This is a genomic window from Exiguobacterium sp. s22, assembly GCF_018617455.1.
Lineage (GTDB): Bacteria > Bacillota > Bacilli > Exiguobacteriales > Exiguobacteriaceae > Exiguobacterium.
In genome coordinates this window covers 447813-463940 of record NZ_JACSKD010000002.1, presented here as the reverse complement: position 1 = coordinate 463940, position 16128 = coordinate 447813, and the positions used below count along the sequence as shown (strand labels likewise).

Genomic DNA, 16128 nt, shown 5'->3' with positions numbered 1-16128 from the left:
TCTAAACATAGATTATCTTCGCATGATTCGCTATACTTATAAAGGAAGTATGATAAGGAGGGACCTAATATGCAAATCAACTCAGTACGCCCACCGAGTGAAAACCCGTTTGAAAATGACGTTCAATGCAAACGTAATGACGCCATCGACTCTGCGATCGGCTTCATCGTCCCATTTGGCTTTTTCTTTACGATTTTCTTCATCGGTGTCATTATCAAATTCTTGAGCCTATAAGTTTTCAAACGATTGCCCCGGGGGAGCAATCGTTTTTTAGTGTATCACATTTATTCATACGCTACTCAATGATCCCCCGACACATTCTTTTTTCGCAGACAATCATGCCATCGACGTCGGTACGTAATAAGTGACGCCCCGCAATTCGCTGGAGCGTCTCCTCGTGTGGATGCCCATAGCGGTTGTTCGCACCGACACTCGCGATGACCCATTCTGGGTCAGTTCGTCGAAGTAATGCTTCACCAGAGGATGTGTTTGAACCGTGATGCCCCAGCTTAAAGACATCGACGTCAAGTGGCGGTAACTTGTCTTCTTCCTCAATCGGCAAATCTCCTGTCAACAAGTATCGCATACCACCCACGTTCATGTAGAGACTGATAGAATGTGCATTTTCGTCTTCATGTGGTTGGCCGGGTGCCACAATCCACATCCAAGGGAACGGACGATCTCCCGCCTCGACGTAACGAATTCTCGTCCCGTATGTTGTCGCGAGTTGAACAAGCTCTTCTCGTTTTTCTTTATCCGCCACTTCTTTTGATAACCATATCTCTTTGACGGTCACGTGCTTCAACAAGCCTTCTAACCCTCCTGTGTGATCGTGGTCTGCATGTGTGAGCATGACGAAATCAAGCGAGCGCTCACCACGTTTCCAAATATAAGGCGCCACGACATCAGCTCCTGGATCATAGACTGATTTTTTTTGCTCATTTGGATCTTGAAAAACACCCCCGACATCGATAACCCCCATGATCCCCCCTGATTCGACGACAATCGCATCACCCTGACTAACGTCTAAAAATGTCACCCTAGAGGTCTCTGACCATTCAGACCAACCCACAACGGCCCCACACGTTAACAGGACAATGCCCCATCCGAGCCATCGTCTTTTTTCCATAAGGAGCAAACTTCCCCATATCCCGACCACCAAAACGATTCCAGAAGGGACTGCGAGTTCGTGTAATGGTATCCACAGTCGATTCTGATCATGAATCGTAAAAACACCGCTCACAGCATCCAACACGACCATCATCATTGGAGCGACTTGTGGAATGAGCCAAGTGGCAAAAGCAATCGGCATAATCACCCATGATATGCAAATCGCCATCACTATATTCAAAATCGGTGCCAAAAGAGACAAGACCGGTTGAACCTGCCAAAGAACCAATAATCCAAACAATTGCGCAAAGAGTGACAGTTCGAACAATCCGGTCCAGATTCGTTTAGTGACCAGTAAGAAAAAAGTCATGCCAACCGTCAATTGAAAACCAAGATTCATCACTAGGAACGGCTGAACGGACAACATGCCAGCTGCACACCAACTGAGAAGTCGAATCGGGTCCCGAACTGTCACACCAAATAGTGAGAGGAGCAGGATTACATCCGCCACTACGACCGCGCGGGCGACCGGTGGCGAGAAACCCGTTATCCATCCAAATGCGGTAATCGTTAAGAGGATACATACTGTCTTTGTTTCACGTCGAAATGGGATTCGGTGTAACATTGCCCGGAAAATAATAATTAACATGGCGACATGAGATCCCGAAATGACGAGAAGGTGGAGGAGTCCCGTCACGCGATAGGAAAATGAGGTCTCTTCATCCAGCATACGGCTCTCTCCAAACAATAATGCCTCGATATATAATGCGACGTCTGCCTGATAACGCTTTTCGATCTGTTGAAGTTGTCGTTCTTTCCATCTCAACATACGTCCATGCAACCCAGAAGTTGGATGGCACGCACCGATTCGAACCACCTTTCCTTTAAACGATATGTTCGCACTCTCCGCCCAAGCCCGTTCATCAAAACCACCAGTATTTCGAAGCGGTTGAAATTCTTCCTGTTTCATTTTAACGAGACAGGTCTCTCCAGGTTTTCCGCCAGCTAGTTCGCGTCCTCGCAAAACACCTTGAAGACCGTCTACGTCCCCATACAGTCTTACCGATTTCCCATTCTCTTTTCGACTTTCGATTGAGAAGGTGATCGTGTCTGACGGTAACGATTCTGTAGGGGTCGTATGGAACGATGCAATACAGATGAGTCCAATCACTCCGGCTTTCGCATACAGGCCTTGCCCACGTCGTGTAACCAGATAAAAGACACTAGCGACCACAGAAACCAAATAGAATCCTTCTGTCAAGCCGGTTACAATAAGCACCGCAAACAATGGAAACAGCGGCATTCTATGGCACCAATAAGTATGGCTTCATACTTTCTAACGTCTTTTCCCCGAAGCCTTTGACATCTCCTAACCCTTCATACGTTTTAAACGGGCCATGTTCTTTCAGATGATTTAAAATCGCCTCAGCCTTGGCCGGCCCGATTCCCGGAACTGACATCAGTTCTTCTTTCGTCGCACTATTGACATGAATACCGTTCGATTCTACTTCCGAACTTGGTGTCGCTTGTGCAATCGGCGGGTCACCTTTTTTAGGAACAATGATTTTAACCCCATCGACCAACAATTGAGCCAAGTTTAACTGTTCCGGGTCGGCTTCATTTGTTAAAACAGCCAAAGACAGGACATCACCGACTCTCGCCCCTTCAGGCACGGTATATACGTCCGGTGACTCGACCGCCCCCGTAACATAGACAACGAGCTCTAAACGCTCTGGTGTCACTGGAGGCGCAACTTCTTCCGTTTCCACCACAAAATCATCGACAACGCGTTGCTCCGGTTCTTTCTTATAAAACAAATACCCGACACCTAGGAATAAAACAACGACGAGACCGATTACGAGCTGTTTCCATCTATCCATCCGATTCACCACCTGATTTAACTGTTGCATCTAGTATGCCGAATCACATCTCTTGAGACATGGCCCCTTCTTCTCTTCAGTCGTACCCTTAGGGATTGTTTTGTGTGGGTATTGCAGACTGCACTCATACGTGAAACGCTCTTCAATCACTCAATTCCATGACAAAAAACGAAGGCCAACTCGTGGCCTCCGTTTGTACTGTTCACGCTAGATTATTCTTCTTCGAAATGTTGGACCTGACCAGCAAGTGCCGCCGCCTGTCCTTCTAATTCTTGCATCAATGTAAAGATTTGATCGAAGCTCGCTTGCTGTTCTTTCATAGAGGCTGCCACTTCTTCATTTCCAGCCGCCAATTCTTCTGTCACACCAGATACTTCCTCGACCCGACGCAAGACGTTGTTTACCTCGTTACTCGATGTACGCATCTCTTGCTCAATCGTACGAACGAACGAAGCGACATGGTCTGTTCGTTCATGGATTCGGTTGAACGCTTCTTTCGTCAATCCGAACGCTTCTAGTTGCGCTTCTTGCTCACGTTTTGATTCGTTCACCGTTTCCGTCAAACGTACGACTTCTTGTTGAATCGTTTCGACGACGTGGAAAATGGAACGGGTTGCTTTATTGCTTTCTTCTGCCAACTTCTTCACTTCACTCGCAACGACCGCGAATCCACGTCCTGCTTCACCAGCACGAGCCGCTTCAATCGCTGCGTTCAAAGCGAGTAAGTTCGTCTGTGCCGCAACATCTTCGACGAGTTTCGCCATCGATTCGATCTCTGCCGTCTGTCTCGCAAAGTGGTCCATTCGTGTGACGAGCACTTCATTCCGTTCGCTTGAGCGGTCGAGAATATGCTCTTGATCGGTTAACGTCTCAATTCCAGCCGCTACTTCACGTGTCATCTCAGACGTTTCTTCCGTCGTCTGCTTCGTCTGATTCAAGCTCGTCTCAAAGGAAGTCGCCATCGTATGAACCGAGCTGAGTGTCTCCTGCAATTCATTTGCGATCGATTGCGCACCATGCGCCATTTCATCAACCGCATTTGTAATGTTAGACGTTGTGTTCACGACTGCCTCATTCTCAGCCGCTGCCGTTTCGGTCATGCCGTTCACTTTCATCGATGTGACACGAATTGAGCCAATCACGGTTTGAAGAGATGCCGTCATATCTCGCATGGCACGTTCTAATCGACCAATCTCATCTTTTCGCGTCGATTCCGGTAACGTGACGAGACGTCCCGCCGCAATCGCTTCAGCTACTTCTACGTTTCGTTCGAGCGGTCGTGTGATCGAACGGGCAAAGAAGAAATTATAGACACCGAGAGCTAAAATCACGAGAATCGTCAAGAGAATCGAAATCCATAATAGACGCTCCGTCTCATCCGCCGCCTCTACTTGAAGTGCCTCATAAAATGATCCATTTTTCGCAATCAATGTATTGATGTCGTTTAATAATCCTTCCAATTTCGCTGCCTGGATTCGAGCACCAATCCCACCTTCAAGTGCCGACTCGACGTCTTCATTCACTTGCTCATATTTCATCGTGGCCCGTTCCAAATGATTTGAAAATGCCGGAATCAAATAAGACTGTTTCAAATCACTAAATGTTTCTTCGTTCGTCACGCGAATCCGCTCGAGTTGTGTCAACGTCGATTGATTGGACTGTTCGCCAAGTGACGTCCAGAGGGATTGCTCTTGTAAAAGTGACGTTTCAAGTTGAGACAATTCAATCATTTGACTGCCGTACTGCTCATTATACGTTTGTAAGCGATTCAAGGTCGACAACACATAGCTCATCATCAGAACAATCAAGACGACGGTGAACACGGTCGAGAAGATAAAACGTTTACGTAAGCTCATTCGAGTGTCCCCTCCTTCAATTGACGTTCTACTGATTCATACTCCGTTGTCTCTTTTTCATCCCATTGAATACGACGAAGTGGGGCTAACCCAACTCCACCTTCTTCAATACCTAGAATGACATGATCATTAAATGGCTTTTCCGTGACACGACCCGCAATTTCTACAATCGCCAAATCGACTTGTTTCAACATCGATGTCACGACCGCATCCGGTGCGATCATCGATTGGTCACTATCGACTCCGATTGCTTTGACGCCGTATTTTTCAGCCGTTTCGAGTACACCGACCCCTGTAAGTCCCGCTGCTGCATAAAGAACGTCTGCCCCTTCTTTAATTTGCTTCTCAGCGAGTTCACGACCGAGTTCCGGTGAAGCAAAATCATTTGAGAAATCGACGAGCATCTCCACATCCTCGTTCACTGCCTTCGCGCCACGCTCAAACCCTGCTTCAAATTTTTGAATGAGTTCAATGTCCATCCCACCGATGAATCCAATCGTATCGGATTCCGTTTCAAGACCGGCCACCGCACCAGCAAGCGTACTACCTTCTCCCTCTTCGAACGTGATGTTCAAGACGTTTGGAAGTTCAGACACGCCATCAATGAGGGCAAATTGCTGATCTGGGTGTTCTGCCGCTACAGCCTCTAAGTCTTCTTGACACGCAAAACCAAGACCGACGATCACATCATGTCCCTCTTCTACCAATTCTTCAAAACCAACCTTATACGTCTCTGTTTCTGCTAATTCACGATAATCAACGAACCAATCGCCCGTTTCACGTAGCTCACCCATCCCACGCATGGCTGCGTCACTGAACGATTGGTCCCCGAGACCAACGTCAGATAGGACGACCCCCATCGTCTGTCGTTCTTCTACCGTGGTATTCGGGTTGTCGATTACCGACTGACAACCGGACAACCAAAGGGTGCAGGCTGTGATTGTACTGAGCATTATGCTTTTCTTCATGTATTCAATACTCCCTCTCTCTAATGGTCTGACAACCCTTATATCGACCGAGAAGGCACTGTTCTCCATGATTTTTTTTAAAAGTTGTGGGAATAAAAAAAGCCATAGACATCGTCCATGGCTTCGTACACTTATTCTTTAGAAGCAGCAACCGTCGTATCGGCTAATTCTCGCTCCGGTGTTGGCGTTTTCGCAACGTTCCCTTTTCCAGCAAAGTTCTCGAGCAAGTCTTTCATATCGATGCCCGATGAAGCTTTTAACGTTTGTTGAAGTGAGGCCATGAGGTCGGTTGCGTAACCTGTTACTTTACCGGCTCCACCGTTTTGACCGCCACCCGTGTCGACGACCGTGATTTGATCGATGTTACCAAGTGGCGATGCAATTTCTTTCGCATAATCAGGAAGCATCTTGACGACCATATCGAGAATCGCTGCTTGTCCGTATTGTGCGAAGGCTTCGGCAATCTTCTCTTTCGCTTCGGCTTCTGCAAGACCAGTCAAACGGATGATTTCCGCTTCCGCCTCACCTTTCGCACGTTCAGAATCTGCTTCTGCAAGACCTGCCAAACGTACGCGTTCCGCATCGGCTTTCGCCTGTGCTTCAATCCGATACTTCTCAGCATCCGCACTTGCGATTTGACGTGCTTTATCCGCAGCGGCAGACTGTTCGATCGAGTAACGATCGGCATCGGCTTTTTTCTTCACTTCTGAATCATACTGCTTCTCACGACGCATGATTTCTTTCTCTTCGAGCTCAATCTGTTTTTGACGCTCAATGATTTGAACTTGCATCTGTTGTTCGGTGACTTCTTGTTTCGCACGCGCTTCCTCAAGCTCATACGCTTGGTCAGCCCGAGCTTTGGCAACGTCTTGTTCACGACGATATGCCGCAATCCGGAGTTGGTTCTCTTTTTCCGCTTCCGCGATTTCAGAGGCACGCTCGAGTTCCGCCTTCTTCGCATCTTTCATGGCTTCCGCCTGCTTGATGCGCGTCTCTTTGTCCGCTTCCGCTGTCGCGATGTCAGCATCACGCTTCACTTGCGCAATCCGTGGCTTCCCGAGTGATTCCAAGTAGCCGTTCTTATCCCGCACGTCTTTAATCGTGAACGAGACGATAATCAAACCCATCTTCGCCAAGTCTTGTGAAGCGACACGTTGCACTTCTTGAGAAAACTTGTCTCGATTTTTATAAATTTCTTCGACTGTCATCGATCCAAGAATGGAACGTAGATGCCCTTCAAGTACTTCGCGTGCTTCATTCTCACGTTCAATTTTAGGTTTTCCGAGAAATTGTTCAGCCGCTGTCGCGATCTCACTGATCGATCCGCCGATTTTAATGATGGCCGTTCCGTCCGCCATGACGGGTACACCTTGTTCCGTATATACCTCAGGCGTCGTCACCTCTAATTTGCTTGAGAGCAAGCTGAGGGGTTCCGCTTGTTGGAATACCGGGAGGACGAACGTACCGCCACCGCGAATGATTTTCACACGGTTCCCAGATGCATCACTATGTACATTTTTCTTACCTAGATAACTACCTGTCACAATCAACGCCTCATCCGGTCCGACTGTGCGATATTTTAATACGAATACAAATACGAGTGCGAGGATGATGACCCCGACGATGATACTCACTAAAATAGCCGTATTCATGTGTTATTTCTCCTCTCGAATCGTTGGTTCGTCATATGTCATGACGAGTGCGATATTTCCTTTTACTTCAATGATGACTACCCGATGCTTAGTCGAAATGGCTGTTCCGTCCATACTTTGTGCAGTTTTTAAGAGAGACCCCGTGACCGTCTCAATCATGACCTCCCCATAGCCTCCTTCAGGGATGGGAACTGTCAACCGACCGACTCGACCGACTAATGCTTCATCCGTCAAACCAATGGACTCTTCCGCATTTGAAAGTGGTAAAAGCACAAACAAATAAAGAAGCGTTGTCAGGGCGAGAGACCCAACGAGTGCAACAGCGAGCCCGATCATCGGGGAGACATGAGCCAATGCGTTTAAAATAAGTCCGATTCCTGCCCCAAGTGCTAAGAACGATAAAATGACTGCAGGGTTAAACCATCCTTCGAACAGATCGAACGCATCAGAGAACATCATATAAACAAACGTTCCGAAACCAGCGATGATCAACACCCACCAATACAGTTGATCGATTGCCTCCATTACCAGCCCTCCTGTCGACGTCTTTGTTCCATCATCAAAACAGCTCGAAGTTGTTCGACTTCTAACGCGAGTTGATGTTCAACCGCATCCCATTCCGACAGAGATGATGTGGATAAGTCGTTCGCTTCCCGAGTTCGACCAATCGAACGTTCAATACGTCGACGATTATATATGTCGACAAGTTCTTGACGTTCGAGTCGCATCGTCTTTAAAAAATACTCCACTTCTTTTTGAACTTGTACGATTTGATTCGTCACGTCCTCAGAAGAATCTTGCATCAGCAGCCGACGCACTCTCACTTGATGAGCCACTAATTTAGCAATCCTCTCTTCGAGTTCGAGAATGTGCTTATATAATTCTTCTATCTCATCTTGATGCGTGTCATCGCGCCACCACACGTCCATCTCACCTCACTTTTCTCTACTCTCTTCCATATACGTCAAAAGCTCATCTCTGGTTTCAAAAAATCATAAAAAAATGTAAAATGAATTTGCCAGCCAGAAAGGAAGTGCTCATGTTGGGCAACCAAGTCATCAAACTATCAAGTGCATCACAAGAAAAATTAAAAAAGATGTATCAACAATATGCAGTCACACCACCACCATATGCGACATTCAGTGCCAAGACACCAGGATTTGTCGTCACCATCTATCAATCTGGGAAAGTGATGTTCCAAGGAAAAGATGCCGAGACCGAGGCAGTGAAATGGGGAACACCAGCCGAAAAGAAACAAGCATCCGCACCAAACACCATCTTACCTGAAGGATTCTCAAATTGGTCTGTCGTCGGAAGCGATGAGGTCGGGAAAGGGGACTATTTCGGACCACTCGTCGTCGTCGCAGCATTCGTGTCACATGACAAAATTGCACTCGTCAAAGAACTCGGTGTGAAGGACTCCAAACAGCTATCCGATCCTGAAATCATCCGGATCGCGAAGGATTTACATGCAACGATTCCCTATCAAAAGGCGACATTGCATAATCCAGTCTATAACAAAATGCAACGAACAATGACACAAGGAAAGATGACGGCCATCGCGCATAATGCTGCGCTCCGAGCGCTACTTGAAAAAATCGACGAGAAGCCCGCTGCCATTTTAATCGATCAGTTTGCGGAAAAATCCGTCTACTACCAACATCTCCGAGCCGAAAATGATGTCGTCCGGGATGATGTCTACTTTTCAACAAAAGCCGAAGGGCTACACGTCGCCGTTGCAGCCGCATCCATTTTAGCTCGTGCTTTTTTCTTAAAAGAAATGGATAAACTCAGTCAGCAAGTCGGGGTCACCCTCCCAAAAGGAGCAGGCGCAAAAGTCGACCAAGTGGCCGCTCAAATCATAAGACGTCATGGAGAAGCGGTTTTACAATCAATCGCCAAAGTACATTTTGCGAACACGAAGAAAGCGATCAACTTGAACAAACGTCGTTTGTAGAGCTTCGTCATCGATTATGGTATACTCTTTTTACGGTTAAATGAACTTAAAATTTTTGGAGGATAGCGTTCATGTTGCATTATAAAACCTATACGATTAGCGATGACCACCCTTGGGTCATCTTTATACACGGAGCGGGCGGAAGTCTGTCTCATTGGTATCGTCAACTTCGACCATTTCGCAAAAAATATAATGTGTTACTCGTTGATTTACGAGGTCATGGCGGTTCGTACGACGCCGAACAGTCACTTAAGCAACCGCTGAATGCCTATACGTTCGAGGCGGTCGCAAAAGATGTGATTGAAGTCATGGACCACCTAGGTATTGAAAAAGGTCATATGGTTGGACTCTCGTTAGGAACGATTGTGATTCAAGCCATGTTCGAGCATTATCCGAATCGTATCGCTTCGGTCGTTCTCGGCGGGGCCATCGTCAAATTCAATGTCCGCTCTACCATGCTGATCCGGCTAGGTAGCCTCGTCCGAAACTTCGTCCCCTATATGTGGTTGTATAAGTTGTTCGCTTGGATTTTGCTCCCGAAAAAACGTCATAAAAAATCTAGAATGATGTTCGTCCGGGATGCAGCGAACTTATGTCAACGTGAATTTATCCGCTGGTTCAAGATGACGGAAAATATTAACCCGTTATTGAATCAGTTCACGTCGATTCAGACGAACGTCCCGATCCTATATATTATGGGTGATGAGGATTATATGTTCCTCGAAGCTGTCGAACGAACAGCGAAACATCAACCTACGGCAATCGTGGAAATCGTCACGGACTCTGGACACGTCGTCAACGTAGACCAACCTGATCGATTTAATTCGTTGTCGATGAACTTTATCGATCATCAGATTCAAACACGTTCATTACAAATGAGCTAAATCAGGAGGCTACTAGGCTTCCTGAATTTTTTCTTTTTTATTTTCAGAAAATATTGATTATTACAAAAATAGATGGTATTCTTTAGCAAATCCAACGAAGAGGAGATGCTCGAGATGTCCAATCCCGTACATATGAACAGCCTGCTGATTATTATTCGACTGAGGGACTGAAATCGTTTTGTTTTTTAAAACGACTTTTCAGGCCCTTGTTCCCGTGGTAACGGACAGGCGCCTGCAGATTGAAACCGCGCCTATCCCTGATGGATAGGTTTTTTTGTTGGCATATAGACATAGAGGAGATGATGGAAGTGAAGCAGTATATGATGGATCGAATGGTAAAAATTTCAGCAGGTATGGCCAATGCCGTCCTCGTCACGCTCGGTGTCGGTCTATTGATCGAGACGATTGGTAATTTGACCGGAATCGCGATGCTCGTTCAAATTGGACAAGTTGCCAAATCACTGTTGGCACCCGCATTAGGTGCTGGCGTCGCGTTTCAACTTGGGAGCAACACGCTCATCTTGTTTAGCGCGATGATTGCCGCAACCATTGGCGGTGCAGCTTTAAAAGCGACAGAAAGCGGACTCGTCCTCGTTCCAGGTCAACCGATTAGCGCATTGATTGCAGCGGCGGCTGCTGTCTGGCTTGGAAAACGGGTCCTCGGAAAAACAAAGTTTGATATGATGGTCGTTCCGGTCACGGCCGTTCTCGGAGGTGGGATTGTCGGCGTTGCTGCGGCAGCGGTCACGACTCCTCTCATCAACTCGATCAGCCAAGGAATCACCGCATCCGTTGAAACGTCACCGATTGCTACATCTCTTGTCATCGCGCTTGTCTTCAGTGTCATGCTCATGTCACCTGCATCATCTGCCGCACTCGCCATCGCCCTTCAACTGGATCCTGTCGCCAGCGCCGCTGCCTTGATCGGTTGCTCTGCTCAATTTGTTGGCTTCACATTAATGGCATACCGCCAAACCGACCCAGGTGGATTGGTCGCCTCTTTCTTTGTCACACCGAAAGTGCAGTTTCCAAATATCATCAAAAATCCGCGAATCGTTGTCCCACCGTTCATCGCCGCGATGATTTCCGCACCGATTGCCACTTTGATGTTCTCACTCCAAGTCCCGTACGAGATCGCGGGTCTCGGACTGAACTCCCTCATCGCCCCGCTTCAGATTTTAGCGGTCCAAGGGTTGGATGCATTCCTTATCTTTACGGTGACCGGGGTTGTTCTTCCTGCACTCATTACATGGGCACTTTATCGTGTCACGAGTCTTGTCGGATGGACGAAGTTCGGCGATCTCGCACTCGAGATTCAATAACAAAAGGAGCGTTGTCACAGTGGACAACGCTCCCTATTTTTACGCTCGTAGTTCAGCACCGTGTGTCGTACGGACCGCCTCGACGATTGTTTCATATGCTGTCGTTACTTCATCATCCTGTAACGTTCGTGACGGGTCTTGGAACTTGAGTGAGAAGGCAATCGATTTCTCATCCGCTCCAACGTTCTCCCCTGTATACACGTCAAACAAGACGAGGTCAATTAAGAGTGGACCAGCCGCTTGGCGGATCGTTTGTTCCACAGTACCTGCTGGAATATCACGTGATAAGACGAGTGCCAAATCTCGTGAAATCGATGGATAACGTGGAACGTCTTGATAAAGAAGTGTCTCGTCTCTACGAAGGGCCAAGAGGTCAAGTTCGAACACATACACTTCCTTCATACCGTAGACGTCTTTTGATGTTCCCGGATGCACTTGTCCGACGTATCCGATGACCTCTCCGTCCATCAAGATGTTTGCCGTACGACCAGGATGCATATCAGGCATCGATACGGCCTCATACGTGACATCTAGTCGAAGCGTTTGGACTAACGTGTCGACAATCCCTTTTGCGACGAAATAGTCGACCGGGATCCGTGTTCCTTGCGAACGATGATCCATCCATAGACCTGTGACGACACCAGCCACCCGTTCTTTCTCACGCGGTAACGTTTCTCCGTGCTCCGTATAGACGCGTCCTGTTTCGTAAAGTGCGACGTTTGATTGTTGACGCGCTGTGTTGTAACGCGCCGCCTCCAACAACCCAGGAACGAGCGACGTACGAAGGACTGAACGTTCTTCACTCATCGGCATCGCTAAACGGACGAGCTGGTCGACTTTTCCACCGAAGCGAGTCGCATGTGCCTCACTCGTTAACGAGTACGTAATGGCTTGTGATAAGCCGACTCCTTGTAACAAGCGACGTGTCTGTCTGCGCAATACGTTGATTGCTGGCAAATAGCCTTTCGATTGAGAGGCAGGTAACGTCGATGGGAGACTATCATATCCGTATAGACGTGCCACTTCTTCTGTGATGTCAGCCGGAAGTTCTAAATCCGGACGACGCGATGGAATGTGGACTGTCAACACGTCATCCCCTTCTGTCGCGAGACCGAGACGCTCAAGGATGTGAACGATCGTCTGACGATCGAGCATCATTCCTAAGCGCTTGTTGATATAGTCAATCGACACTTGGATTTCTCGGGCACGTGATTCGGCTTCACCTGAACGCACCGCATCATGAATGGCTCCTCCACCGAGTTCGACAATCAATTGCGCAGCGCGATCGAGCGCGAGCATGACACGTTCTGGATCAACGCCTTTTTCGAAACGAGCGCTTGAATCTGAACGTAGACCGAGCGTACGGCTCGTCTTACGAACAGATGCAGGGTCAAAATAAGCCGACTCCAAGACGATATCTGTAGTCGTTGCATCCACTTCTGTGTTGGCACCACCCATGACACCTGCGATGGCGACTGGAGCTTGCCCGTCTGTAATCACCATCATCGATGAATCAAGCGTGCGCGTCACGTCATCGAGTGTGACCATCTCTTCTCCATTTTCAGCTTGACGAACCACAATCGAGTTCCCGAGTTTCTTCGCATCGAATGCATGAAGTGGCTGTCCGATTTCAAGCATCACATAGTTCGTCACATCGACAATGTTGTTAATCGGACGGACACCTTCTGCGATCAAGATGTTCTTTAGCCATTGTGGCGACTCTGAAATCGTGACTCCTTTGACTTCACGAGCTGCGTAATATGAACAGTTCGGTGTCGCAAGTTCGATGGATACCTTCGATGGTGATGATGACGTGACATCTGCCGTCGGCAACGTGTATGGACGCTCTAAGATGGCCGCAACCTCATGAATGATTCCATAGAGGCTCAAGCAATCTGAACGGTTCGGAGTCAAGCCGAGTTCGATGACTTCATCGTTCAAGTCGAGTAAATCGAGCACGTCCGCTCCGACTTGTACGGATTCACGGAATGTGTGGATCCCATCTTGCTCGTCTTCCCGAATTTGTTTCTTCTCAAATCCAAGCTCTTCGAGCGAACAGATCATCCCTTGTGATTCGACTCCGCGAAGTTTTGCTTTTTTAATCTTAAGTCCTGGTAAGCGCGCGCCAACTTTGGCCACGATCACATGTTGCCCTTCGCTTACGTTCGGTGCACCGCAGACGATTTGAACAGGATCACATTCTCCGATGTCCACTTTCGTCACATTTAATTTATCTGCTTCTGGATGTTTCTCACACGAAAGGACACGACCGACGACGATCCCCGAAAGTCCTTCCCCACGATTTGTCACACTTTCGACTTCGATTCCGTTTTTCGTGATCAAGTCGCCGAGCGCTTCTCCGCTTAAATCGGATACATCAATATATTGATTCAACCATTTTTTTGAAAGTAACATCTGTCTTCCTCCTTAGAATTGCTCGATGAAACGTAAGTCATTTGTGTAGAAATGGCGGATGTCGTCGACGCCGTGTTTGAGCATCGCCATACGCTCCACTCCGATTCCAAATGCGAACCCTGACATTTTTGATGAGTCATAGCCAGCCATCTCTAATACATGCGGATGGACCATTCCGCCTCCGAGAATTTCAATCCACCCAGTTCCTTTACAGACGTTACATCCTTTCCCGCCACACTTGAAGCAAGAGATGTCCACTTCGACCGATGGTTCCGTGAACGGGAAGAAGCTTGGACGGAGACGAATTTCGCGCGTTTCTCCGAACAACTGCTTCACGAACACTTCGAGTGTCCCTTTCAAGTCAGCCATTGAGATGGATTCGTCGACAACCAAACCTTCGATTTGCATGAATTGATGCGAGTGCGTCGCATCGTCTTCATCACGACGATACACTTTACCTGGGCAGATGATGCGAATCGGTTTTCCGTTCGCCTCCAACATCGTGCGAGCCTGTACAGGAGACGTATGAGTACGAAGTAACGTCTCTTCCGTGATATAGAACGAGTCTTGCATGTCTCGTGCCGGGTGGTCTTTCGGCAAGTTGAGCATTTCGAAGTTGTAGAGATCGGTTTCGACTTCAGGACCTTCAGCAATCGTATATCCGAGGCCAACGAATAAGTCTTCCATCTCGTCGATGATCTGTTGTAAGAGGTGACTGTGTCCAGGAGTCGATGTGCGTCCCGGGAGCGTCACGTCGAGCGTTTCCGCTTTCAACTTTTCTTCTAATTCAATCGCCTTCACTTCTTCGATTCGAGCATCGAGCGTGCTTTGAATCGCGGTACGTACGGTATTGGCCAGTTCACCAATGACCGGACGTTCCTCGGCAGACAATTTACCCATGCCACGAAGGACCTCGGTCATCGGTCCTTTTTTCCCTAAATATTTGATGCGGACGTCATTCAATGATTTTTGTGTGGACGCCTGTTTGATTTCTTCTAACGCTTCCACCTGTAACTGTTCTAATTGTTCTTTCATGTGTTTGCTTCCTCCTCTACATAAAAAAGTCCCTTCAGTCGTTGACTGAAGGGACGAATCATCGCGGTACCACCCTACTTGGCCACTACATGGCCCACTTGAGAGCATCGATATCGTGATGCCAAACCGGTGTTGTCTCCAACACGACTCCAGAGTGAATTCAGCGACGAATCCGGCAAAGGCTCTCAGTCACGGCCCTTGCTCCCTGAACGGAATCGGTCATTCGCTTACTATGTTCTTTCAACGTCATATCTTATTCATCGATGTGTTTAACCTATCACGTTTTTCACGTGCTGACAAGATTATTGTAAAGCGATGCGATACATTAAAATACCTGCAGCGACCGCCGCATTGAGCGATTCCGCGTCGCCGAGCACCGGAATATGCACACGCGTATCACAGAGTGCTAGTACATCAGCATGAACCCCTTGCGCCTCATTCCCGATGACGAGGGCCACTTTGTCTTCGAATGCAACTTGCTCATACGATGTCGCCTTTGAGAGAGCTGTGCCGTAGACGTGGAATCCGTCCTCTTTCAGCTCAGGTAATTTTTCAAGCAAATCTACCGAGGTCACGTTCACGTGAAACAGCGACCCTTGTGTGGCACGTACGACTTTAGCGTTGAACGGATCGACCGTCCCTTTCCCGAGTAGCACCGTATCGAATCCGGCAGCATCTGCTGTCCGAATCATCGTACCGAGATTACCCGGGTCTTGTACTCGGTCTAGTACGAGTACTTTCTTCATTTTTCGTTCTACCGGTGTCATCTTCACAACAGCAAATACACCTTGAGTCTTTTCCGTTTCGGAAAGAAGGTCTGCAACGTGGTCGGATAACTCGAGAACTGGCATCTCTTCGAGTCGCCATGTTCCTTTCGGTGAATACGACTCAGCCACGATGAGTTGGACGAGTCGGCCGGCACGAATGGCCTCGTCCACCAAATGCTCTCCTTCTACTAGAAATTGACCCGTTTCTTGACGACCTTTTTTCGTCATCAATCGTTTTAATCGTTTAATCGTCTCGCTCTTCGTAGACGTAATCTTCGTCAT

14 protein-coding genes are annotated in these 16128 nt (G+C 47.9%); 4 read left to right on the top strand and 10 right to left on the bottom strand.

Going from position 1 to position 16128, the window contains the following annotated elements; translation table 11 throughout:
- Window positions 1-69 precede the first annotated feature (69 nt).
- Window positions 70-234: a YqzM family protein gene (locus KNO94_RS06110; RefSeq protein WP_012726678.1), complete on the top strand. Its 165-nt coding sequence runs from the start codon at window positions 70-72 to the stop codon at window positions 232-234.
- A 61-nt stretch (window positions 235-295) separates the two neighbouring features.
- Here the strand turns inward: KNO94_RS06110 and KNO94_RS06105 are convergent, their stop codons facing one another.
- The 7 genes from KNO94_RS06105 to KNO94_RS06075 all read right to left on the bottom strand — a co-directional run bounded on the left by KNO94_RS06105 (window position 296) and on the right by KNO94_RS06075 (window position 8395).
- A complete protein-coding gene (locus KNO94_RS06105) occupies window positions 296-2413 on the bottom strand; it encodes a DNA internalization-related competence protein ComEC/Rec2 (RefSeq protein ID WP_214778214.1) in 2118 nt (705 codons plus the stop codon).
- A gap of 1 nt (window position 2414) precedes the next feature.
- Window positions 2415-2990 carry a helix-hairpin-helix domain-containing protein gene (locus KNO94_RS06100; protein WP_214778212.1) on the bottom strand — a complete coding sequence of 192 codons (576 nt, stop codon included), beginning with the start codon at window positions 2988-2990 and terminating at the stop codon, window positions 2415-2417.
- Between the two features lie 212 nt (window positions 2991-3202).
- Window positions 3203-4846 carry a methyl-accepting chemotaxis protein gene (locus tag KNO94_RS06095; protein ID WP_214778210.1) on the bottom strand — a complete coding sequence of 548 codons (1644 nt, stop codon included), beginning with the start codon at window positions 4844-4846 and terminating at the stop codon, window positions 3203-3205.
- The gene (locus tag KNO94_RS06090) at window positions 4843-5814 is read right to left on the bottom strand and encodes a BMP family lipoprotein (RefSeq protein WP_214778208.1); all 972 of its coding nucleotides are present in this window, start codon (window positions 5812-5814) and stop codon (window positions 4843-4845) included. The genes KNO94_RS06095 and KNO94_RS06090 overlap by 4 nt, the downstream gene beginning before the upstream one ends.
- A 131-nt stretch (window positions 5815-5945) precedes the next feature.
- Entirely contained in the window at window positions 5946-7466 is a 1521-nt protein-coding gene (locus KNO94_RS06085; RefSeq protein ID WP_214778206.1) for a flotillin lipid rafts scaffold protein FloT, read from the bottom strand.
- A 3-nt stretch (window positions 7467-7469) separates the two neighbouring features.
- Entirely contained in the window at window positions 7470-7991 is a 522-nt protein-coding gene (locus KNO94_RS06080; protein ID WP_214778204.1) for an NfeD family protein, read from the bottom strand.
- On the bottom strand, window positions 7991-8395 hold the full coding sequence (locus KNO94_RS06075; protein WP_251125838.1) for a hypothetical protein: 405 nt from the start codon (window positions 8393-8395) through the stop codon (window positions 7991-7993). Before KNO94_RS06075 ends, KNO94_RS06080 begins: the two co-directional genes overlap by 1 nt.
- Window positions 8396-8508: 113 nt before the next feature.
- On the opposite strand from KNO94_RS06075, the gene rnhC reads away from it, so the two are divergent.
- The 3 genes from rnhC (at window position 8509) to KNO94_RS06060 (ending at window position 11629) form a co-directional block, all read left to right on the top strand.
- Complete coding sequence (gene rnhC / locus KNO94_RS06070; RefSeq protein WP_483299172.1) at window positions 8509-9423, top strand: ribonuclease HIII; 915 nt, start codon at window positions 8509-8511, stop codon at window positions 9421-9423.
- A 71-nt stretch (window positions 9424-9494) separates the two neighbouring features.
- Complete coding sequence (locus tag KNO94_RS06065; RefSeq protein WP_214778199.1) at window positions 9495-10307, top strand: alpha/beta fold hydrolase; 813 nt, start codon at window positions 9495-9497, stop codon at window positions 10305-10307.
- A gap of 299 nt (window positions 10308-10606) precedes the next feature.
- Complete coding sequence (locus tag KNO94_RS06060; protein WP_214741300.1) at window positions 10607-11629, top strand: PTS sugar transporter subunit IIC; 1023 nt, start codon at window positions 10607-10609, stop codon at window positions 11627-11629.
- Between the two features lie 39 nt (window positions 11630-11668).
- Here the strand turns inward: KNO94_RS06060 and pheT are convergent, their stop codons facing one another.
- From pheT to KNO94_RS06045, 3 genes are all read right to left on the bottom strand, one after another.
- The gene (pheT, locus tag KNO94_RS06055) at window positions 11669-14044 is read right to left on the bottom strand and encodes a phenylalanine--tRNA ligase subunit beta (RefSeq protein ID WP_214778197.1); all 2376 of its coding nucleotides are present in this window, start codon (window positions 14042-14044) and stop codon (window positions 11669-11671) included.
- A gap of 12 nt (window positions 14045-14056) precedes the next feature.
- On the bottom strand, window positions 14057-15079 hold the full coding sequence (pheS, locus tag KNO94_RS06050; RefSeq protein WP_214778196.1) for a phenylalanine--tRNA ligase subunit alpha: 1023 nt from the start codon (window positions 15077-15079) through the stop codon (window positions 14057-14059).
- A 302-nt stretch (window positions 15080-15381) separates the two neighbouring features.
- Window positions 15382-16128, bottom strand: coding sequence for a TrmH family RNA methyltransferase (locus KNO94_RS06045; RefSeq protein ID WP_214741304.1), 747 nt, complete (start codon window positions 16126-16128; stop codon window positions 15382-15384).

What these genes read in the sequence shown, in the direction of transcription:
- KNO94_RS06095 (WP_214778210.1), bottom strand. Translation starts at nt 4,846, where the DNA reads ATGAGCTTACGTAAACGTTTTATCTTCTCGACCGTGTTCACCGTCGTC.
- KNO94_RS06045 (WP_214741304.1), bottom strand. Translation starts at nt 16,128, where the DNA reads ATGACGAAGATTACGTCTACGAAGAGCGAGACGATTAAACGATTAAAA.
- pheT (WP_214778197.1), bottom strand. Translation starts at nt 14,044, where the DNA reads ATGTTACTTTCAAAAAAATGGTTGAATCAATATATTGATGTATCCGAT.
- KNO94_RS06090 (WP_214778208.1), bottom strand. Translation starts at nt 5,814, where the DNA reads ATGAAGAAAAGCATAATGCTCAGTACAATCACAGCCTGCACCCTTTGG.
- KNO94_RS06065 (WP_214778199.1), top strand. Translation starts at nt 9,495, where the DNA reads ATGTTGCATTATAAAACCTATACGATTAGCGATGACCACCCTTGGGTC.
- KNO94_RS06060 (WP_214741300.1), top strand. Translation starts at nt 10,607, where the DNA reads ATGATGGAAGTGAAGCAGTATATGATGGATCGAATGGTAAAAATTTCA.
- KNO94_RS06100 (WP_214778212.1), bottom strand. Translation starts at nt 2,990, where the DNA reads ATGGATAGATGGAAACAGCTCGTAATCGGTCTCGTCGTTGTTTTATTC.
- pheS (WP_214778196.1), bottom strand. Translation starts at nt 15,079, where the DNA reads ATGAAAGAACAATTAGAACAGTTACAGGTGGAAGCGTTAGAAGAAATC.
- KNO94_RS06110 (WP_012726678.1), top strand. Translation starts at nt 70, where the DNA reads ATGCAAATCAACTCAGTACGCCCACCGAGTGAAAACCCGTTTGAAAAT.
- KNO94_RS06080 (WP_214778204.1), bottom strand. Translation starts at nt 7,991, where the DNA reads ATGGAGGCAATCGATCAACTGTATTGGTGGGTGTTGATCATCGCTGGT.
- KNO94_RS06075 (WP_251125838.1), bottom strand. Translation starts at nt 8,395, where the DNA reads ATGGACGTGTGGTGGCGCGATGACACGCATCAAGATGAGATAGAAGAA.
- KNO94_RS06085 (WP_214778206.1), bottom strand. Translation starts at nt 7,466, where the DNA reads ATGAATACGGCTATTTTAGTGAGTATCATCGTCGGGGTCATCATCCTC.
- KNO94_RS06105 (WP_214778214.1), bottom strand. Translation starts at nt 2,413, where the DNA reads ATGCCGCTGTTTCCATTGTTTGCGGTGCTTATTGTAACCGGCTTGACA.